Source organism: Pseudomonas sp. (genome assembly GCF_030684895.1).
GTDB lineage: Bacteria > Pseudomonadota > Gammaproteobacteria > Pseudomonadales > Pseudomonadaceae > Aquipseudomonas.
The window spans coordinates 1-19,891 of sequence record NZ_JAUXXP010000030.1 but is presented as its reverse complement, the minus strand read 5'-3'; the positions used below and the strand labels follow the sequence as shown (position 1 = coordinate 19,891).

Sequence of the window (19,891 nt, the reverse complement as noted above, 5' to 3'; positions counted from 1 at the left end):
ACTGGCTGCCTACCTCCCACCACACGCGCCCCCGCAGATTACTGTGGGGGCGCTGTCGTTTCAGGGCAGTCATTGCGGCCTGCCAGCGGCAATGGCCTGCCTGGAGCGGCAAAATGATTCCTCTTGGGTGACAGCTGAATGGGCGGTAAAGCCCGTTTTTTCTGGCTTGAAGATGGTTGGCCCATATTCTGCAGAAATCTCTGCCAGCTGACCTATGCAGGGATTCGCCATGACCAGTATCTCCAATAACTCGCCGCTGGCGAGCTACTTCGCCAACACCGGCAAACCCAGCACGGCCGGGGCTGCAGGCAGTGGCAACAGTACGGATAAACCGAGCGCCGCCACAGATCCCCTTGCGGAAATCCGCCGCTTTGCCAGCGGCATGGTGGCTCACAGCCGTGGCGGTCTGCTGCGCGCGATGCATGCCGAGAGCAGCGGCGCCAGCAACGCGATTGCCAGTGATCGCTTCCGCCCGGTCGCCGAGCAGGGCAGCGGCAACTCGAAAATAGCCCTGCCGGATGTCGCCGAACTGGACCGTGAAGACGCCGCCAAGCTGCTGGCGCAGATTAACAAGCTGGTCGACGCCGGCCTGGACAAGACGGGCACCTTTGTCGGCTACAACGGCGACCAGCAGACCGACTCGCTGACCACCTACCGCGATTGGCTACAGGCTAGGGGCGGCGTCAGCATCTACGTTTAAGAAGCCGTCTCGGATCTGCTGCGCGTCGGCGATACTGCGTTAAGAACAGACTCGGCAAGCCGCTTGCGGCTAACGCGCTTCAGCGCGGCCCGAAGGGCGAGTGAAACGAGTACTGCTCATACAACCAGTAAACTCGACTCGGGCATCCTGCTTCGTTCTACCTTCTGCATCCATGCAGTCGTCCGCACCCTCGGCCATTTCTGCCTTGTCTCGCTCTAGCTCGCGAGATCCGAAACAGCTTCTGAGTTTTTCCATTGCTGATCCGGCCTGCGCATTGGGCTGGTTTCAGCGCGCGAGGTGCGCCAAGATCACCCGATCACAGTTGTGGGTACGCCGTATAGGCATGCTCAGGTCGGGGGATTTATGGCTAGCAAGGGATTTATTCGGGCGTTCGCTGCCCTGGGGTTGGCGCTGGTGTGTGCTGCGGCTGCGCAGGCCGCCGAAGATGCGCAACTGGTCGGCTTGATCAACAGCTACCGCAGCGAAGTGCAGCGCTGTGGCGATCAGGCTTCCGCCGAGTTGCCGCCGTTGACGGCCGATCCGCGTCTGGTGCAACCGGTTGGTCGCTCGGGGGATTTGCAGCAGGCGATGAGTGCGGCGGGCTATCCGATGGTCAATGTGCAGGCCATCAGCCTGTCCGGGCCGCGTGATGCGGCGGCGGCGCTGAAGGTGCTGCAGGAGAGCTTCTGCAAGATTGTGCTCGATCCGCAGTTTGTCGATATCGGCGTCAAGCAGCAGGACCGCGAGTGGCGCATCCTGCTTGCCCGTCCACTACTGGCGGCGCGCCTGGGCGACTGGCAGGCCGAAGGGCAGACGTTGCTGGAACAACTCAACAGCGCGCGCGGTATGGCGCGCCAGTGCGGCAGCCAAGCCTTTGCCGCCGCCGCGCCGCTGGTGTGGAATGCCACCCTGGGCAGCACCGCCGAAGCCCACAGTCGGGCCATGGCCAACGGCAACTTCTTCGATCATCAAGACCCTGACGGCCGCACCCCCGGCGACCGCGCGGAACTGGCCGGCTACAGCGGCCAGCGCGTTGGCGAGAACATCGCCGCCGGTCTGGATAGCACTAGTAAGGTGCTCGCCGGCTGGCTGGCCAGCCCCGGCCACTGCGCCAACCTGATGAACCCGCAATTCAGCGAACTGGGCGCCGCCTACGCCAATGACCCCAAGAGCGACGCGGGGATTTACTGGACGGCGCTGTTTGGCGCGCCGTAACCCGTGGTTCAGGCGCTGCTCAGCGCACATTGATGAGTAGCGCCACCCCGCCGACTATCTTGCCGTTCTCCCGCTGCACCAGGTCGAGGGTAAAGCTGCTGCCGCGCTTGGCGTCTGCCGGCACCGTAATGCGTAGCCCCAGCCGTTGCGATTCCAGCGGGCGTAGCACGATTGGCAGCTGCGCCTGTTTACCCTTGGCAAACTTCAGCTCCAGTGCGTTAGGAAAATTCTCGGCGAGTCGCTCCGGGGTCTTGCTGGTCAATAGCTGATCGGTGCTTGGCATTGCCGCGCAGGCGTGGCTGGCGCAATCCAGTGGCTCATCTGCCATAGGTTTTGCTCTGGCTGTCGAAGTGTCTGCCAGCTCCGGCAAGCGCAGGGCACTGGCCTTGAGCGTGGGCGCCAGCGCGCGTTTATCCAGCAGCAGGCTGGCTTGCAGCGTTTCCAGCCCCTCGGGGCGCAGCAGTTCGAATAGCACGCTGCGCGTCTGACGGGCGCGTAGGCTGGTGGCCATAAAGGGCAGCACTATCCACAGGTTGGGGGCCAGATCGATCACGCTGAGGTTCTTCTGCGCCAGGTTGTTCTGCTGCCACACATGACGTCCGGCCTGCGGATGATCGAAACGGCTGAACAGCGCCGCCAGCAGGCAAGGGTGGCTGCCCACCGGCGGTATTGCACTGCGTGGCAGGCGCGCCTTGACGATGCGCGTCTCGCCGGGGCCCAGGTCGAAATCAGCTGCTGCCGTGACCGCCGGGAGGAAGTCGGCCGGATAAACGAACTGGCTACCGGCGTACTGCTTGATGTTGAAGCTGATCACCAGATGCCGTGCGCTGGCCGTGGCGCTGCGGTTGCGTACGCGGGCGTGAATCCAGTTGTCCTGGCCGAACTCAAGGTTCTGATGTTCCAGGCCATCGTCGTCGCGGTTGCGAATCCACAGGTCTGGCGAATCCCAGAAACGTCCGCCCCAGTTGTTGGCGCCGGGATCGGCGGCATCGTCGCGCAGCCAGACATCCGGCAGCGGCGCCGGATCGGGTAGGCCGTAGACGAAGCGGTGGAAGGCATCCACGCAGGTTGGGTGGCCGCCACGGGCCAGTAGAAAGCACTCCAGCTCTTCGGTTTTTACCGGCTGCGGGTAACGCGCCAGGTAGAAGCTGCGCATCAGATCGCCCAGCGGGGCGGCACCGAGCAAGCCAGCCATGCCTTTCCAGAAACGTTCGCCAGCTCCGTAGGAGGAGCCGTGGGTAACCCGCACCCACGGGTTGCGCGGGCACAACGCCAGTGCTGCCTCGGCGAAGTTGAAGGGCTGCACACCCGCCGCGCCGTTGTCGTGGTAGGTGGTCCAGGCTTCGTCGAACCAGGCGTCGGCTTGGCTGGCCGGCTTCAGCCCGCGCGCCCACCAGCTGTGAAAGGTTTCGTGGCGCAGTGGGCCGGTGCTGGTAGTGGTGCCGCCGTCGTATTCCATGCCGCCCTGGTGGATAAAGGCGGTAAAGCGGTTGCCGTGGATATAGCGCCCGGAGCTGTTTTCGTTGTCAGCGAGGAAGCCGGCGATGGCGTTGGCCTGGTTAAGCAGATTGGCGGCGTTGCTGGTGAGTTTCCAGGTGGTGATTGCGACATTGCTGCCGGATATCGGCAGCACGGTATTCACCGTGGTGCTTTGTAGGCTGTCGCTGGCACGCAACTCCAGCAGCGGCGACAGAGCGCTGAAACGCGCGGGAAAGTCGATGCGCCAGTGATTGGCGCCCAGTACGTTGAGGGTGCCATTGCTGATCGGCGTATGCGCCACGGCGGTGCCTGTCAGGCGTAGTTGCAGGCTTAGCTCGAACTGATCGTGAATCAGGTTGGCCGGCACAAAGGCTTCCAGATAACGCCCCGCGCCCAGATCGGTAAAGCCGAAGTTGAATGCCAGTCGCGGCCCCGCGTTCCAGACGATCTGCGGCAGGTAGGAACCGGCCATTGAGGCCTGCGGCACGCCGACCGCATAGGTCAGGCGCAGGCTGTGGCTACTGCCTGCATCCAGCACCCGGTTGAGCACGCGCAGGTTGGCATTGGCGCCACCGCCGAAGTCATGGCTGGCAACATCGGCTGGCGCAACTACCACGCCATCCAGCCATACACCGGTGACGCTCTGGCGCAGGTCGAAGATCGGGCAGCCAGCGTGTTTGCCGAGGCGAAACTCCAGGGTGGCATCGCCACTGATCTGCTGGGTGGCGGCATCGAACAGCAGGCTGGCATCGATCCGCACGATATCCATGGGCACCGCCCACAGGCCGTCGACCAGTTTGGGCGGTGGCGCCAGGGCCAGGCTGCTGCTCGGCGCAGCCAGTGGCGGTAGCTTGGCCAGCAAACCGGCCAGGCCGCTGACGCATTCGCCTTCGCTGGCCACGCAGCTGCCGCTGTTGCGCTTGAGAATGGCGCGCCAGCCATAGCCGCGTGCCGCCTGCACATGAGCCAGGTTCTCGGTAATAAAGATCGCCCGCTCGCTGGCCGTGCTGTGCTGCGCCTTGCTCAGCGCCAGGTCGAAAATCGCCAGTGCGGGTTTGCCGAGGTTGCCCGGCAGTTCGCTGGACAGGGTGATCAGCGCTGGTTCGATATAACGAGCCAAATGCAGCGACGTGAGTGTCGCCAGCACGTTGGCCACGCTGGTGCCGACGGCCTGATCGGACAGCAGGCCGAGGCGGTAGCCGCGTGCCTTGAGTGCGTGCAGGCAATCCAGGCAGTCGGCATAACGCATCCGTACGCCGCCGGGGCCGGTAAATGTCAGGGTGTCGCCCAGGTCGAAAAAGACTGTAGGGGGAACAATTGAGCCAGCCATGGTGCCTCCTTGGCGTTGCGCAAAAGGCTCTTGCTAGGGGCCGTGCCTCTGCACGGTGTGCTCTGTTCAGGGCGCTCGGCGATAACTGAAGCGACAGCCCGCAGGGTCGGTAAAAGTGAGGATGTCGTCGCTGAGGCTGTAGCTGTAGGTGACGACTGCGTCATTGGCGGTAGACAGGGCCAGCTTGCCGGGAGCTTGCAGCGCCCAGGTGCCCTGGTCCCACCAGGTGAAGCTGCCGGCGGGTTCGCTGCTGCCGACGTACAGACCATTGCTCTGCAGGTGTAGGTGCGCGGCATAGCCGGCGGCGCATTGTTCCTGGCCGTTCTTGTGCCAGTTGCCTGACAGTTGTGCCTCATGCAATTCCATTCTGACTCTCCTTGGTCGCTCTGTTTTGGAGTGCGCGGGGCATGGGCCCCGTGCATTCCGTTTTACTGCGCGTGTACTACTTGGCGCTGGTCAGGCGAGTTGGCTTGGCCTTGGCCTTGCCGGCCTTCGGCAAACTGCCGCCCGCGTCGCCGAGCAAGCGTTCGAGCTTGTCATGCTCGCTGCCGCTCATCACCGTGTCGTAATCGAGCAGCGCCGTAGCCGCTTTAGCGTCTGGTTTGCGCTTCATAAAACGGCTGGCCAGGCGCTTGGTCTCGATGGCGGCAAAGTGCGGTTTGAGCACCGGAGAATCCAACGCCGCCTGGATCGCCGCGATGCCATCAGTCAGGTGATCACCGCCGATGGCCAGCACCAGATGGGCATCCGGGGTGGTGAGCACCTTGTGCGCAGCTTCCGCGTGATTGGCGTCGACGGCAGCGGTGACCATCACACTGGCGCTGTCGGCCAGATGGGCAAGCATGCCATCGACTTCCCAATGCACCTCGACCTGCACCTGGTGGATGCCCGATACACCGAACAACGCACCTTCGGCGCCGCGCATCAGGGTCATCGACTCTTCGATCTGCGCGCCGGGTTCAAGTACCTTGAACGGCGTGTCTTCGATGCAGTGGATGATGGTGCGGAAGGTCCGCACGTTGCCCGATGGGTCAGTCACGCTGCCGCTGACAAACTCGGTCTTCAGGCTCAGACTTGCGGGCACCAGCAGCGGCTGATCACCGTGATTGCGCAGGGTGACGCCGATGCGCACCGGTGCCCCCAACGGTAGTTCGCCGAGCAGTGGGGTGATCTTCAGGTCCAGGCCAAGTACATCCGCTTCCAAATCCGTCGGCGAGATGCTCGGGGTGGCGTTGGAGGCCCCGCCGAACGCCACCGAACCCGGCCGCACGAAGGGGTCTGGGTAGTGACGCAGCTGCTTGAGGTTATCCGGGTGGAAGGACCACTGGATATTGCTTGGGAACGGCGTGGCGGGCGTGCCGGCCGCCGCGATCACATCGCTGGTGCACATAAAGCCGAAGTCTGCCGAGTTGTGATACAGGCCCATGGCATGCCCCAACTCATGCACGGCTGTGCGGAAGTAGGGTGCCGCCGCCGTACCGAAGCGCTGGCCGCTAACCGTGCCCCAGCCGGCGGAAATGGTCCAGTGCGAGGCAATCCCCACACCCTCACGCGGCACGTTGTTGGAGTCGGTACCGCCACTGTCGTACATAATTCCGCGTGGCGTGGAGTCGATGTTCTTCACCGCCAGCACGTGATAACGCCATTCGCTGTCGAGGTTGACCACCGCGCGGCGGGCCAGCATGGCCGCATGCATTTCCGCATCGGACCAGGAGTTGCCGCTGGGCTCGGCAACATTGGTGTCGCTGAGGTGCACTGTGGTTTGCCAACCCACCGCGTCCATCAGGCTGGTCCAGGTATGGCCGATGCCGCTGTTGGTTGGTCGTTCGGAACCGCTCACGGTGTCGATCTCCACTGTGCAGCGGCGCAGGTAGGTGGATAGCCAGCCCATGGTCAAGCGCCCGACCACCACGTTGGCGGCGTTTTTCACATCGCCCTCGGCATAGTCCGACGGTGACGGAAAGCCCGCCGGCCCGGTCATACGCACCATCTGCGCAGTCAGCGTGCTCTCCAGCGCCCAGCTATTGGGCTCAGTGAAGCGATACAGCTGGAAGCCCAGGCTGAAGCTGTTACCCAGATAGAAGTACTCCGGCAGCGTCGTCACCCGTACGTAATAGCGGTAGCGCGAGCGCGGCAGAATAGGGATGCCTGACGCCGGATTTGGTCCCGCCAGCAGAATGGGCTTCGGGGCCAGGCTGACGCTGGGTTTGAGGGTGTTTTGTAGCGGAATAGGCGAGGTGATGGGCAGCGGCAGGAAGATCACCGGCCGTTGATAAAGATCGCCACTGGCCGTGCGGCCCTCGCTGTGCGACTCGACCCGGAGGGTGCCGTCATACGACACCAGCGGTGCGCCACTGGGCTTGTAGTTGAGCAGCCAGCAGCCGGCCCGCAGGCTGCGCAATTGCGGGATGATGATTTGCCCAGGTTGCAGCTGCAGGTTGGGATTGATCGCCAGATTGGCGTTGCTGATGTTGGCGTTGCTAATGCTGGAGCCATCTTCTGCGCTGGGCGGAAGCAGGTCGGGCATGGGCGGGATTTTCGAACTTTCAGGCAGGTGAGACATTGCTGAACACTCCTATTCAACAAGGGGCGCACCCTGCCCGTAAAACTTCTCACTGCGCGAGCTACTGCACTGCTGTGGCACGTCCCCTTGGATTGATATCCATGAGGTTGAACTCATGCGCACAGCGCGAAGCACATGAGGAAAATCAGTATGGGACGGCGTTTTCCAATGTGATGTGCCGTCCATCCGGCAAGCCCTGCGACAAGACGAACGGATGCTGGCGTTTGGCTATAAGGGCGCTGTCTACTTTGGCGTCTCGTGGGGTAAAACAGGCTAGGGCGTGTTGCTTTGCTCTTATGTCCCCGCTGCGGTTTACTTGCGGGTGAGTGGACGTGCGCGGTGTGCCCACCCACTACCGGTGGTTGGACGCTTTATTGACGTGGCGCGGGGTTGGAGTTGGCCGCAGCGGACCAGATGCGGTAGCGCACCTGCACATCGGCCGGGGCGTAGATCACCAGCGGCAGCTTGCTGTTGTAGCGCACCAGCAGCGGTTCGCCGCCCACTGGGACAAACGCCTGTTTACGGCTGTTGTCCGGGCAGGCCATCAGGGTGCTCATCGCCGGGCCGACCTGGCCCAACTCGTAGTAGCTGTAGCCCCAGCCTTCGACGGTTTTCTCCTGCCACTGGCCGCCCAGGCGCTGGGTGTTGCAGTCCACTTCCAGGGTTTTGCCGGCGATCAGCTCGACCTTGTGTTCGGCCTCGTCGGCTTGTGCCGGCAGCTCGATCACATGGCGGTTATAGCCGCTGCTGGCCGCCGGGTAGGGCTTGAGCGCCTCGGGCGTGGCAGCGCAGGCGGCCAGGGGCAGGGCGCAGGAGAGAACGAGCAGGGGCAGTTTTGGTGAGGTCATAAAAAGTCCTTGGTGCATGGGCCTTGGGGGCCGTCCGTTGATAGATGTAGCCGGTTACTTGATGGGCTTCTCGACCACCACATAACGCTTGCCGCCACTGCGTTTGGCCACGTACATGGCTTCATCCGCGTGGCGCACCAGTTGCAGCTCACTCTGGCCGTGCTCGGGGTGCACTGCGATGCCCAGGCTTGGCGCACTGATCAGGCTGTGGCCTTCCAGCAGGTAGGGCGCGCTGAGGGCGGCAATAATCTTTTCGGCCACCAGGGTGGCATCTTCCTGGCGGCCGATGTTGTCGACGATCACCGCGAATTCGTCGCCGCCCAAACGGCCCACCGTATCGGACTCACGCACACACTGGCGCAGGCGCCGCGCGACTTCCTGCAGCAGCAGGTCGCCGGCGCTGTGGCCGAAGCTGTCGTTGATCTGCTTGAAGTTATCCATATCGAGATACAGCACCGCCAGGCGCAAGCTGTCGCGTTTGGCCCGCTGCAGCGCACTGCGTAAGCGATCGAGAAACAGCGTGCGGTTCGACAGCTCGGTTAGTTGGTCGTACTGGGCGAGAAACTCCAGGCGCGACTGCGTGCGCTTGCGCTCTATCGCCGCCGCCACCTGGCTCGATACAAACTGCAGCAACTCCTGATCCTGTTCGTTGTAACGCACGCTGGCACTGTGGTTCTGCAGCACCAGGGCGCCGATGGTCTGGGTGCCGGAAATCAGCGGTACGCCAAGCCAGTCAAGGGCATGCGTTGCCGTTGCGCCATGCTGGGCAAGCCACTGCGGGGCTGTATCAGGGGTTAACAGCAGGGCAGTGCCTGAGCGAATTACTTCGGCGCAGAACGCGTTGGTGACGGCCGGTGCGCCACATGGATCGACCTGATAGGCAAGGCTGAGCTGGTCACTCGCGGCGTCGTGTAGCGCTACGTAGAAATGCTTGGCCGGCAGTAACTGCGCGATCACCTCATGCACACCACCGTAGAGCATGTGCAAGTCGCCCACCGTGTGGGCCGCTTCCGATACCGCATACAGCGCCGCCTGCACCGCCTCGGCCCGCTTGCGCCGGGTGATATCGCGCGCCACACCGACCCGCACCTGCTCGGCCTCAAGCCATTGGGCCGACCACATGATATGCACGATATGGCCGTCTTTATGGATATAGCGGTTCTCGTGGTCATGCGAGGGCTGGCCCGAGTTGATGCGCTTGACCAGCGCCCGGCTGGCGGCGCGGTCGTCCGGGTGCATCAGTTCAAAGGCGGTGCGGCCAATCATTTCGTCGGGCCGATAACCGAAAACCCGTTCGCTGGCCGCGCTGACGGAGAGAAAGCGGCCGTCTTTATCCACTACGCAGACAACGTCCAGTAGCAGATCCAGTAGTTTGTCGTGGGGCAGGTGCGGGTTTGACGTCATGGCCGTGAATATACTGCCCAGTCTGCGCGGTTCGCTAGCGCTATGCTTGCCCCGGATGCGTGAGTCGGTCTAAGGCCGCAATCAGTCATGGCGGTTAATCGGCATTGAGCGGGCGAGTGGGTTGAGCCTCCGGCCAGAGCAGCGGCAGCACATGCTCGCGCAGTAGCGGCGCCAGGGTTGCTGGCGGTACGTCGCCGGGGGCGAGCCAGCGCAGTTCTTCCAGCTCGGCGGCGGCGCTGACATTGTGCGGCAGACGCGCCTGAAACACGCTGGCGTCGATCCAGGTATCGGCCTCGTTAGCTGCTGCTGCGCGGAACTGGCCGAGCGGCTGCAGGGCGTTAGCCGGTAGGCTGAGGTTGAGTTCTTCCTGCAGTTCGCGGGTCAGGGCGGCTAGGGCGTCTTCACCGGGCTCGGCTTTGCCACCGGGCAGCATAAAGGCCTGGGTATCGCGTTTGCGCACCAGCAACAGGCGGCCGGCATCGTCAAGCAGGCAAGCGGCGGAAATGGTCAGAATGGTCATCGGCGTTTCGCTTGTGTGGCGCACTTAGCGCGGGTTTGTGTGGCGGCGCAGGCGTGCTGTGCTCAATGCACGATCAGCCGCTCACGCACCAGCGCCTGTGCCTGCTGGGCCATCTGGTCGAGGAGGCGGTCGCGCTGTTTCTCTGCATCACTCATGGCCCGCTTACCGTGCTGCTTCACCAGGTAGGCGTGGATCTGCCGGACCTCCGTGGATTGGAAGATCGGTGCCAGGTCCTGCACCGCCAGCATGCCGTCCGCGCTGTAGTTACGGGTGCTCATCAGCACCTGCGGCCCGCGCGCGGCCAGCACCTGAAAACCCATGGTCTCGAAGATGGCGACCTTGCCGGCCACGCAGGCCAGTTCGGCATGCGGGTGGCGGCTGGTCATCTGCTGCAGCATGGCGCGGGCAATGCCGTGGCGGCGCTGACTGGCCTGCACGGCCATATAAGCCAGGGTGCAGGACTCGGGGGCATCCTTGGCCGGCAGGTACAGGACAAAGCCCAGCACCTGGGACGGGTCCTGATCGCTCAGGGCGAGGATCAACCGCGCGCTGCTGTCGATGGCAGTGTCCATGGCCTGCAGATACAGGTGCATCTCGTAGCCAATCACGTACTGGTACAGCTGATACAGCGGGTTGCTCGGCGTCAGCGACAGCGGGCTGATGTCACTGAGGTAGTCCACCACCATCTGCAGTATCTGGCTTTTCAGCGATTCGGGTGGCGGGCTATTCAGGTGTACAAGGGTGAACATCGTCAGTCTGGCTCCGGGGCGTGCGCGTTTGTGCGGTCGCGAGGGCGGCATTGTAGCGCCCTCGGCTTGGTGTGCTGGCATCGGCGTGCGGACGCTGAACGGCGCAGACCTGGCTTGGGCTATGATGCGCGCCCGCGCAAGCCGCCCGCCCATCATCAGGTCACCATGTCCGTTAATGCCCTCTACACCGACCTGTCTGATTATTACGACCTGATGTGCGCGGATATCGACTACCAGGCGCAAAGCCACTGTATCCACCGGCTGCAGCAGCTGTTCGGCAACGCCGGCAGCCGCCACCTCGACCTGGCCTGCGGGACGGGGCCACATGTGCGCCACTTTATCGATGCCGGCTATATCAGCAGCGGCCTCGACATTAACCAGCCGATGCTGGACAAGGCCGCCATACGCTGCCCGCAAGCGCACTTTGCCTTGCAGGACATGTGCGGCTTTACCGTGAGCGAGCCGCAGGACCTGATCACCTGCTTTCTCTATTCCATCCATTACAGCGGCGCCATCGAGCGGCTGAAAGCCTGTATCGCCAGCGCCCATGCCGCGCTCGCAGTCGATGGGCTGTTCTGCTTCAACGTGGTCGACAAAGGCAAAATCGATAACAGCCTGTTTGCCGCACATAGCACCCACTACGCGGACGACCACTTCACCTTCAGCTCCGGCTGGCATTACGCCGGCGAGGGCGAGACGCAGGTTCTGCGGCTGCAGATTGAAAAAACCGCGGCCGAGCACACCCTGGTGTGGCACGACGAGCACCCGATGGTGGCCGTGGGCTTTGTTGAGCTACAGGCGCTGTTGCAGCCGTACTTTGCGGTGCATGTGTTTGAGCATGATTACCAGAAACTTATCCCGTGGGATGGGTTGTCGGGGAATGCGATTTTTGCCTGCGTAAAGGTTTAGCGGGTTGATCCACAGTGCGGGCGGGCCGCGTTGTTTGCATCGTGAGATGCGATAGCGTGTGTGCTGGTTTCCCCTGGTAACGCGCAGGCACCGAACCATGGCACCCGCTAGTCATCCGTGCCAAGATTTGCCGGTAGATAAACGAGAGGTTTTGCCATGGACCTGCAGAAAATTGAGGATGAAGCTCTTCACCTTCCCAAGAAGGAACGTGCGCAGTTGATCCAGCGTTTGGTCCTGAGTCTGGAAGCCCCTTCAGAAGAGGAACTTCGATCAGACTGGTTGCTTGAGGCACGGCGGCGAGCAGAAGAGCTTGATAGTGGCTCGGCTCAGGCTGTGCCCGGTGATGAGGTGATGAAGAAGGCTAGAGCCCTGATTCGATGAATTATTCTTTTCACCCGGCAGCGGAAGCCGAGTTTCTGGAATCTGTCGGTTATTACGAGTCGAAGGTTCGCGGATTGGGTGGTGCCCTCATTACGGAATTCGAGGCTCTAGCCACATTGATTGGCGAGTCACCAAAAGCCTGGCGAGTTGAGCTTGAGCCAGATATCCGCAGAGTTCCCCTCCAGCGCTTTCCGTTATCCATCGTTTATCGGGAAAAGCCTGACGGCTTTCAGGTTCTGGCTGTATCCCATCACCGCCGACGCCCGCAATACTGGCTTGGCAGGCTTTAACTCCATTAGCGTTTTTAACCATCAAGGTGGACAAGTTTCGCGTTGTCCACCCTACAAAGCAGCTACCGGGGAGTAGGCCGCTGGTGTTCAGGCTGGCTCTGGCAACCGGTTTACCTGCAGCGCCTGCTGCAGTTGCGTCACCAAGGCATCGACCTGGTTCATGGCTTGAGCCACGGACTCGGCCAGCAGTTCACCGCCGACTTCCTGGCCCTCGATGGCAATCTGATGCACCTGGGTAATGCCGATAAAACCGAGGGCGGTAATCAGGCTGGGTTCCAGATGGTTCATATGGGCCATCGCGCCGCCAGCGTCGAAGCCGACTCCACCTCGGGCCGAGAGGATGACGGCATGCCGGGGGCGGTCGGCGAGCAGCGGCACGTAAGGATCGAGTGGCTTGCTGTCGTCGAATGCCACGGTTTTACCGATGCGCACGATCTGGTCGATCCACGCCTTGAGCGCGGCCGGCATGCTGAAGTTGTAAAGCGGTGCACCGATCACCAGCACGTCTGCGGCAATCAATTCATCGACCAATTGCTCGCTCTCGGTCAGCGTGTCGTGCATCCATGGCTCGCGTTTTTCCTCTGGGGTAAAGGCGGCGGCGATCCAGTCGTGGTCGATGATCGAGGGCGGATTCTGGCCGATGTCGCGGTAGGTGAGGCTGTCTTGCGCGCGGCGGGCCAGCCATTGGCTGACAAAGCGCTGAGTGAGGTTGCGGCTGTGCGAGCCGTGCAGATCCTTGCCGGCGAGGCCGGGGCGGGCGCTGGCGTCCAGGTGCAGGATATGTGGCATGTCGAGTCTCCTTTCGAAGTTGAATTCATCTGTTATTCGCAGCAGACTCAGGTTAAGTTCAGCCCGCACGGGCAACAAACGACGATTATTTTCAGATATGGATGAGGAGTATTCATCTATGGCGCAGCGCTGGTTACCTTCGCTTTCTGCCCTGCGAGCTTTTGAAGCGGCCGCGCGTCACGAAAGCGCCAAGCAGGCCGCCGAAGAACTTTCGGTGACCGCCACGGCGATCAGCCACCAGATTCGCGCCCTGGAAGAGTCGCTCGGGGTCGCGTTGTTTCTGCGTAAACCCCGCCAGCTGGAATTGACCGCCCAGGGCCGCGAGCTGCAACAGGTGCTGGAAAGCGCCTTCGACAGCATCAGCGCAACGGCCACACGCCTGAGCGCGCGGCCTTGCCGGCAGGCCATTACCCTCAGCACCACGCCGGCCGTGGCGGTGCGCTGGCTGCTGCCCTGGGTGTGCATGCTGCGCGATGCCCATCCGAATATTGACCTGCGCATCCACGCCTCGCATGAGCCGGTCACGCTGGATGGCGTCACTGCAGACATCGCCATTCGTTATGGCGACGGCCGCTGGCCGGGGCTGGTGGCGGAGAAACTGTTCGACAACAGCTTTATCCCGGCCTGCAGCCCGCACCTCGGTCTGCACGATGCAGCCGAACTGCCCAAGCATTCGCTGATTCACTTCCGCAATCAGGCTGCGGTTTCTTCACCGCTGGATTGGGCCCTGTGGCAGAAACAGGCGCAGGTGCCGGGGCTGGACGTCGGCGCCGGGCTGGTGTTCTCCGACGAGACCCATGCCGTCTCGGCTGCCATTGGCGCGCAGGGTGTGGCGCTGATGAGCCGTCAGTTGATCGAGGATGAACTGCGCGAAGGGCGCCTGGTGCAGCCTTTCGGCCCGGAGCTGGAAGGCAAGCCGTTCTTTCTGGTGTACCCGGAAAACCGCAAGCACGACCCGACCATTCAGGCAGTGCGCGATTGGGTGATGGCGGTGCCGGGCGGGCTTTGCACGCTCTAGGTTGGGCGGCATAGCCGGCACTCACGGGGCTGGCGTATTGCTGCTTTTTAGGCTTCAACTGCTGCCTTTAAAGCAGCAATTTGGTGTTCTTATGTCGCTAGCCACACTGCTCTTCAGCGAATATCGGCGCAAGGTGCTGACGCTTATGCTCTTGCATGCGGACCGGCAATACCACCAGCGGGAGATCGCCCGGCTTACCGGTACGCTCTCCGGTACGCTGAGTCGCGAGCTGACCAAGATGGTAGAGGCAGGCCTGCTGTTGAAAGTGCCGGTCGGCAACCAAATGCATTACCGCGCCAATCGTGATTGCCCCATTTTTGAAGAGCTTGCCAGCATCCTGCGCAAGACCAGTGGTTTGGCAGATGTATTGGCGGACGGGTTAGAACCACTCGCGGGACGGATCGAAGTCGCTTTCGTATTCGGTTCTATGGCCAGTGGCAAGGCGAACGCCGCGAGCGATATCGATTTGCTGGTCATCGGCGATGTGGGCTTTAGCGAGCTGGTGGCCGAACTCTACCCGCTGCAAGAAATCCTGGGCCGTGAGATCAACCCCAAGGTGTACCCCAACGCCGAGTGGTTGCAGCTGGTGGCTGAGCAGGGGGCGTTTGTAAGGCAGCTTTTGCAAAGGCCAAAACTATTCGTGATTGGCACGGAGCATGACTTGATCGAGCCCAAGGAGCGGGAGTGACACTGGAAAACTTGCTGGTCGTTTGCTGGAACGCATCGAGCCGGATGACGCAAATGTCGGGCGTCTGCTTGAGGCCGCCAAACGCAGCTTGGCGGACGCCCAGCTGGCCGACATGAGTAGCGAAGGCCGTTTCGACATGGCCTATAAGTGCATCATGCAGCGGCGAATGCGGCGCTCCAGGCCAATGGCTTCCGGACGCTGACCAGTACGCCGGGCCACCACCAGACCATGATTCAGAGCTTGCCACGTACCATCGGTTTGGATGGCAAGACCATGGTGGTACTCGATGGCCTGCGTAAGCAGCGCAATGTCGCGGACTATTCCGGAGAACCGATCAGCGCCGCCATGGCGCAAGAGGCTGTGGCTCGGGCGAGCGAATTGCTCGAACAGGTAGAGCAATGGCTGCGAGCACATAAGAACTAATTGGAGTGCCGTGTTGGTTGTTATCCGCCGCCTCCCTATTGCCTGGTCGAATGGCTGACTCGCTTCGCTCGCCTTGCGGGCCAGCTTGCGGTTTTACTCCGCTGTGCTGAGTTTCGGCTTGCTGATTGGAAGGCGCCGTCTGTGAGTTGCGGATTGCAAAGCAAAAGCGTGTGACGGTGACGACCGCCCTTAACGTTTCTGATCACCAAGGTGGGCAAGCTCCGCGTTGTCCACCCTATGCGCTGATTTGTGGTTGAAACCAGGGTAATGGCTGTTCAAGGCGCGTCATTTTCAAGCTACCGAAGAAAGTGTTAGCGCGTTTTGTCGGTGTTTCTCCGTGGTGGGATCGACCAGGATGATCCCAGTTCACAGCGAGTGACAACGATGAGACCGACGATCAAACACTTAGGCTATTGGCTGTGTGCGCTGATGTTCACTGCCGTCGCCGGATGTGCAAGCCAACCCCCTGAAAGAGCCAACACCATGACCAAACCACTGGTATCCCTTGCCGTACTCAAAGCCAAACCCGGTAAACAGGAGGCGCTTAAAGCCGGCTTGTTGACCTTGATAGAACCGACGCGGGCCGAGCCGGGCAACCTTGATTACGTGTTGTTTGAGCGACGGGATGAGCCCGGCACGTTCTATATGCGTGAAGCGTTCAAGGACCAGGCGGCGCTGGATGCGCATTTTGCGACGCCGTACTTTCAACGGTTTGCCGCCACGGCTGATGATTTGCTCAGTGAGCCATTGCAGCTCATTTTCTTGGAGCAGGTTTCGGACTGAGTGTTAGCCATGGGCCGTTGTCGTTTTTAAACGGCCCAAGTTGTGTACAGACGCCGCTTATATGTTGTCTGGTCGAACGGTTCCGCCCTTACGGCGGCTCACTTTTGGCAGACGCCCCAAAAGTAAGCAAAAAGTCTTGCCCCTTGCATCCGGCCCGACTTCGTCGGGTTCCCTCGCTCCATCATTGCTTCAGGGGCCCGCCGCGAAGGGCCATCCCTGGCCCATCGCGGCTCTCGCGGCATCCATGCCGCTCAACCCCTTACGCAACGACTTCACTCGGCCTTCTGATGGGGCCTTGGCGTCGTCTGTGAGATTGCTGATGAGTGACAGAAGGCATACCAGCGTTCCGTAGGATGGGTTGAGCTAGGCGATACCCATGCGGTCGATTGCGTGCTTGATGGGTATCGCTGCGCTCCACCCATCCTACGAATTGACTGCTATCCCGTAGGAGCGGGCTTGCCCGCGATGCTTCTGCTGTTGCTCTGCTTTTGCCTTTCGCTCTGCTGTCCACCAATCACTCAAACAACGCGGTCCTCGAATCCCGTCAGGAGGCCGAGCGTAGGTGCTGTGGAGAGGGGCGTTTGGCATGGATGCCAAACGAGGAACGATGGGCCAGGGATGGCCCACCGTGACGACCTTCGGAACAGCACCGGAGCGAGGGAAGTTGAGCGCAGCGAAACCCGGATGCCGGGCGCGCTTTCTCTTTGGTTACTTTCTCTTTGCGCGAGCAAAGAGAAAGTAACTCGGCGTAAAGCCGAAACCAGTAGAAATGGTTGAGAAGGGAAATAAATATCGCCCCTCTTGCTTTGTTTGAAATTAAACAGCTTTGTTTTCTATTTTAGGTTTTGGCGGAGTTGAAGGCTTCTTTCTTGTAGTTGGTGTGGGTTTCTGGGTGCGCTTTGGTTTTGACGGCTTTTTAACTTGCTCTGTAGTGTTGCCGTCTTTGGTTGTATTGGTTTTTTCGGTCTCAATCGAATTCTTAAATTCACCACCAAAAATCTTGACTATGTCCACTATCCAGCTTGGAGGGCTCTGTAGTTGTTCTAGGGTGTATTTTTTTGCAAACTGATATTTCATGCCTGGTTGCGAAAAGAACTCGTTAAGTAGTTCTCTTTCAGAATCTCGTAGATTAAGACAGTAACCGGATGTCTTTGCATCGGCTCTCACTGACTCTTCTTGGATTATTTTATTGATTTCCGGGGTTGCTAAATCCCTAAGTGTTTTTAGGAATAAAATTGAATCTAAAGCGTCCTCAATTTCGGTGACTGGAGATTTGTTTGTGCTTTCGATTTCAACTAGTTGAATTGTGTCTTTTTCTCGTAGTATTCGCTTAACATCAAGGCACTTTATGGCGTTATCTTTGTTGAATTCTTTTGAGTCTCTGTCTGTGTCAATTAAACAGAAAATCTTCCCGGACGGAGATAGGTCTTTGTCCTGCAAGGGTGTTTGCAAGAATTTTGCAATTTTTAATACTTCCGGAGCGCCACCGGCAGGGAGGACTCGATATTTATTTAATGTGGAGCGCTTTAAGTATGCTTCTAGGTATATTTTTTCAGAACTACCTTCGCATATGATCCAATTGTAGCCATTTTGTATTGAGGCGATTATTGATTGAGTTAAATCGTTGTAGCTTTTAAGTTGGACGTTGTATGGAAGTCTGCCTTTTGTCTTGTCCTTTTCTTGGTTTAGTTGTTCTCTGTAGTTTGCTATGTTGAACGAGTGTTTTTGTATTTCGTTGTCTTCCTTTTTAATTAATATTGATTTTCCAGAAGATGCTATCGGGAGGTGCCCATACCAATGTGTGGTGATAATGGTCTGGTGACCTTTTTCAGCGATGTTTTTTAATCTTTCGAATTGCTCAAAGCAGCCATCTATGTGTAGCGAGCTTTCTGGCTCGTCAATAGCTAAAACAATTATCTTGTCTCTTTTTTCACCGCTCATAAGAAAGGAGTAGGCAAGGTCTACAAGTGCTCTTCTTTTTTCACCGGAACTTAGATTTTCTACTGAGATATCCGATTTGTTGATTTTTTTATGCAAAACCTTAATGGAGAAATATGACTCTATTGTTTTCTGTATTATGTCTAGTTTTGTTAGTTTGTTTTTCTTTCCTGGTGCTTTGTAGGTGTAGCTTGGTAGTATTTTTTCAATATCTGTTATGAATTTGTCTAGTTTTGAGTTTATATCGGTGACAGTTTTTTCGGTTATTGTTTTACCCACTGCGTCTTGAATGTTTTTGTCCATTAATATTTGCATGTTGTTGGTCTCTAGCTTTGTAAAGCTGCCAACATTCGTTTCTACTGGTATATATAGATATGTATAGCTTTCAAGTACTTGTGCGAGCAAGTTTGATGTTGCTCGTGTAAAGTCTGGCTTGGGTGTTGATTTGGCTGTTAGTGCAGCTTTTAGTTCTGTTTCAAAACTAAAGAAGAAGGGGTCTTTCTCTTCGTGCTGTCTGCCAATTATTAGTAAATAATTTGTGTGATGTGCTTGGTTTTGTATTAGTAATTCTCTGTGATTGAAGAAGTCTTCCAGTTGGGATTTTTTAGAGGTTGTCCAGAAGTAGTTGCTTATTATTTTAAGGGTTTTCAAATTTTCTGGTGAAAAATGTGCTGCGTCTTTGTGTGCTATTAGGAAGCAAGGTGCTATGTATGGTGCCTTGTCGGATGTTTTGATACCTCCCTCAAGTCTTGCCTGTTTGTTTATTATCCAGTCCCCTGCATCTTTTGGGTTCATGAACTTGTCTAGCGCATCCAGTATCGAGCTTTTTCCTACGCCGTTGTCTCCGATAATAGAGGTGAACTTATCTCCATCGGAAAGTGGGATGTAGTTTATGTTTTTATATATTCCGTAGTGGCGAACAAAAATACCAGAAATCATGTTTTATCTTCTTATAGAAAAGCCCCGCACTAGGCGGGGCTCTTAATTTAACTCGCCACCCCAAACATCCATTTCAGGTAAAGCGCTCTTAATCTCTTTAGTGAGTGACCGCTCAACTTAATTATTCTGTGAAACGGCAGGCCCGAGATATAAGGCTTTCAGCGACTATTGCCACTGGGTTTGAAATTTATTTTTCATTATTTTGCGAATTTTTGAATATTTTACGCACTAATTTTTGAAATGGCTTTTTTGGATTTTTAAATGGGGTTTTCGAGTAGCATAACGCTACTCGTTTTGACGGAGAAGAGAGTTATTTTATTTGGTTAACATCATTGCGATGAAGAAGGCGAACCGTTGAAACGTATCCAAGTTCGCTAGGGCCTAGAGGGCTGAGTCGTTTCAGACGTACAAGATTTGCCGTGTACCCATTAGAGGCTTCCAACATTTCATCCGCTTCGCAGAAGGTAACGTATAGCTCGCGGTGCTGTTGAATTCGCTCCACATCCTCAAGGGACAGAAGGATTTTACTACCGAGGCGCATATAAGTTACGAACTGGCTCTGGATGTACCTTCTGGAAAATGTCTGTGGTGTCATTCCGAGTCGAGTCGAGAAAGCCTTTAGTGCGACCATTTTTTTTAGTCTGGACGCTGCATCTGCTACCGATTTGCTGATGAAGTGGCGACCTGTTTTTGCCGTTTGGGCTCTCTTGATAAAACCTTGTCGCTCCAGATGCTTCAAGTCGTGGAGAACCACCCCGAGTGCTCGTGCGGTATTAGCACTGGATGAATCGCCCCCGGTTTTCTAGACACTCTCCAAGCTCTGGAAATAGCGTTTTTCAAACTCTACCGGTGACAGCTGATTGTTGAAACCGTGTCGGCGTTTCGGGTTGTAGAACATCTCGATGTAATCGAACACATCGGCCCT

General features: G+C 58.5%; 19 protein-coding genes. 9 read left to right on the top strand and 10 right to left on the bottom strand.

Going from position 1 to position 19,891, the window contains the following annotated elements:
- Positions 1 to 229 precede the first annotated feature (229 nt).
- Positions 230 to 700: a hypothetical protein gene (locus Q8M42_RS06075; protein WP_304866947.1), complete on the top strand. Its 471-nt coding sequence runs from the start codon at positions 230 to 232 to the stop codon at positions 698 to 700.
- Between the two features lie 363 nt (positions 701 to 1,063).
- A complete protein-coding gene (locus Q8M42_RS06070) occupies positions 1,064 to 1,915 on the top strand; it encodes a CAP domain-containing protein (protein WP_304866943.1) in 852 nt (283 codons plus the stop codon).
- A gap of 19 nt (positions 1,916 to 1,934) precedes the next feature.
- Here the strand turns inward: Q8M42_RS06070 and Q8M42_RS06065 are convergent, their stop codons facing one another.
- From Q8M42_RS06065 to Q8M42_RS06035, 7 genes are all read right to left on the bottom strand, one after another.
- A complete protein-coding gene (locus tag Q8M42_RS06065) occupies positions 1,935 to 4,724 on the bottom strand; it encodes a hypothetical protein (RefSeq protein WP_304866941.1) in 2,790 nt (929 codons plus the stop codon).
- Between the two features lie 66 nt (positions 4,725 to 4,790).
- Complete coding sequence (locus Q8M42_RS06060; RefSeq protein ID WP_304866939.1) at positions 4,791 to 5,090, bottom strand: hypothetical protein; 300 nt, start codon at positions 5,088 to 5,090, stop codon at positions 4,791 to 4,793.
- A 76-nt stretch (positions 5,091 to 5,166) separates the two neighbouring features.
- A complete protein-coding gene (locus Q8M42_RS06055; RefSeq protein ID WP_304866936.1) occupies positions 5,167 to 7,287 on the bottom strand; it encodes a hypothetical protein in 2,121 nt (706 codons plus the stop codon).
- Between the two features lie 371 nt (positions 7,288 to 7,658).
- Complete coding sequence (gene eco, locus Q8M42_RS06050; RefSeq protein WP_304866933.1) at positions 7,659 to 8,135, bottom strand: serine protease inhibitor ecotin; 477 nt, start codon at positions 8,133 to 8,135, stop codon at positions 7,659 to 7,661.
- A 54-nt stretch (positions 8,136 to 8,189) separates the two neighbouring features.
- Positions 8,190 to 9,539: a diguanylate cyclase domain-containing protein gene (locus tag Q8M42_RS06045; RefSeq protein WP_304866931.1), complete on the bottom strand. Its 1,350-nt coding sequence runs from the start codon at positions 9,537 to 9,539 to the stop codon at positions 8,190 to 8,192.
- Positions 9,540 to 9,633: 94 nt separating this feature from the next.
- Entirely contained in the window at positions 9,634 to 10,059 is a 426-nt protein-coding gene (locus Q8M42_RS06040) for an NUDIX domain-containing protein (RefSeq protein ID WP_304866928.1), read from the bottom strand.
- Between the two features lie 62 nt (positions 10,060 to 10,121).
- The gene (locus Q8M42_RS06035) at positions 10,122 to 10,808 is read right to left on the bottom strand and encodes a GNAT family N-acetyltransferase (RefSeq protein WP_304866925.1); all 687 of its coding nucleotides are present in this window, start codon (positions 10,806 to 10,808) and stop codon (positions 10,122 to 10,124) included.
- Between the two features lie 165 nt (positions 10,809 to 10,973).
- Here Q8M42_RS06035 and Q8M42_RS06030 point away from each other — a divergent pair, with 165 nt between their 5' ends.
- The 3 genes from Q8M42_RS06030 (at position 10,974) to Q8M42_RS06020 (ending at position 12,388) form a co-directional block, all read left to right on the top strand.
- Positions 10,974 to 11,717 (top strand): class I SAM-dependent methyltransferase, encoded by a 744-nt coding sequence (locus Q8M42_RS06030; RefSeq protein WP_304866922.1) that lies wholly within the window; start codon positions 10,974 to 10,976, stop codon positions 11,715 to 11,717.
- Positions 11,718 to 11,873: 156 nt separating this feature from the next.
- A complete protein-coding gene (locus tag Q8M42_RS06025) occupies positions 11,874 to 12,098 on the top strand; it encodes an addiction module protein (RefSeq protein ID WP_304866919.1) in 225 nt (74 codons plus the stop codon).
- A complete protein-coding gene (locus tag Q8M42_RS06020; RefSeq protein ID WP_304866916.1) occupies positions 12,095 to 12,388 on the top strand; it encodes a type II toxin-antitoxin system RelE/ParE family toxin in 294 nt (97 codons plus the stop codon). The genes Q8M42_RS06025 and Q8M42_RS06020 overlap by 4 nt, the downstream gene beginning before the upstream one ends.
- 87 nt (positions 12,389 to 12,475) lie before the next feature.
- Here Q8M42_RS06020 and Q8M42_RS06015 read toward each other — a convergent pair whose 3' ends face one another.
- Positions 12,476 to 13,177: an FMN-dependent NADH-azoreductase gene (locus Q8M42_RS06015; protein WP_304866913.1), complete on the bottom strand. Its 702-nt coding sequence runs from the start codon at positions 13,175 to 13,177 to the stop codon at positions 12,476 to 12,478.
- Positions 13,178 to 13,295: 118 nt separating this feature from the next.
- Here Q8M42_RS06015 and Q8M42_RS06010 point away from each other — a divergent pair, with 118 nt between their 5' ends.
- From Q8M42_RS06010 to Q8M42_RS05995, 4 genes are all read left to right on the top strand, one after another.
- The gene (locus Q8M42_RS06010; protein WP_304866910.1) at positions 13,296 to 14,195 is read left to right on the top strand and encodes a LysR substrate-binding domain-containing protein; all 900 of its coding nucleotides are present in this window, start codon (positions 13,296 to 13,298) and stop codon (positions 14,193 to 14,195) included.
- 91 nt (positions 14,196 to 14,286) lie between these two features.
- Positions 14,287 to 14,883, top strand: coding sequence for a nucleotidyltransferase domain-containing protein (locus Q8M42_RS06005; RefSeq protein WP_304866907.1), 597 nt, complete (start codon positions 14,287 to 14,289; stop codon positions 14,881 to 14,883).
- A gap of 240 nt (positions 14,884 to 15,123) precedes the next feature.
- Positions 15,124 to 15,306, top strand: coding sequence for a hypothetical protein (locus Q8M42_RS06000; protein ID WP_304866905.1), 183 nt, complete (start codon positions 15,124 to 15,126; stop codon positions 15,304 to 15,306).
- A 483-nt stretch (positions 15,307 to 15,789) separates the two neighbouring features.
- Entirely contained in the window at positions 15,790 to 16,089 is a 300-nt protein-coding gene (locus Q8M42_RS05995; protein WP_304866902.1) for a putative quinol monooxygenase, read from the top strand.
- Positions 16,090 to 16,905: 816 nt separating this feature from the next.
- Here Q8M42_RS05995 and Q8M42_RS05990 read toward each other — a convergent pair.
- Positions 16,906 to 18,966 (bottom strand): AAA family ATPase, encoded by a 2,061-nt coding sequence (locus Q8M42_RS05990; RefSeq protein ID WP_304866899.1) that lies wholly within the window; start codon positions 18,964 to 18,966, stop codon positions 16,906 to 16,908.
- Positions 18,967 to 19,768: 802 nt separating this feature from the next.
- Positions 19,769 to 19,891, bottom strand: a 123-nt coding sequence (locus Q8M42_RS05985; protein WP_305282944.1) for an IS3 family transposase, incomplete at its 5' end; no start/stop codon positions are given.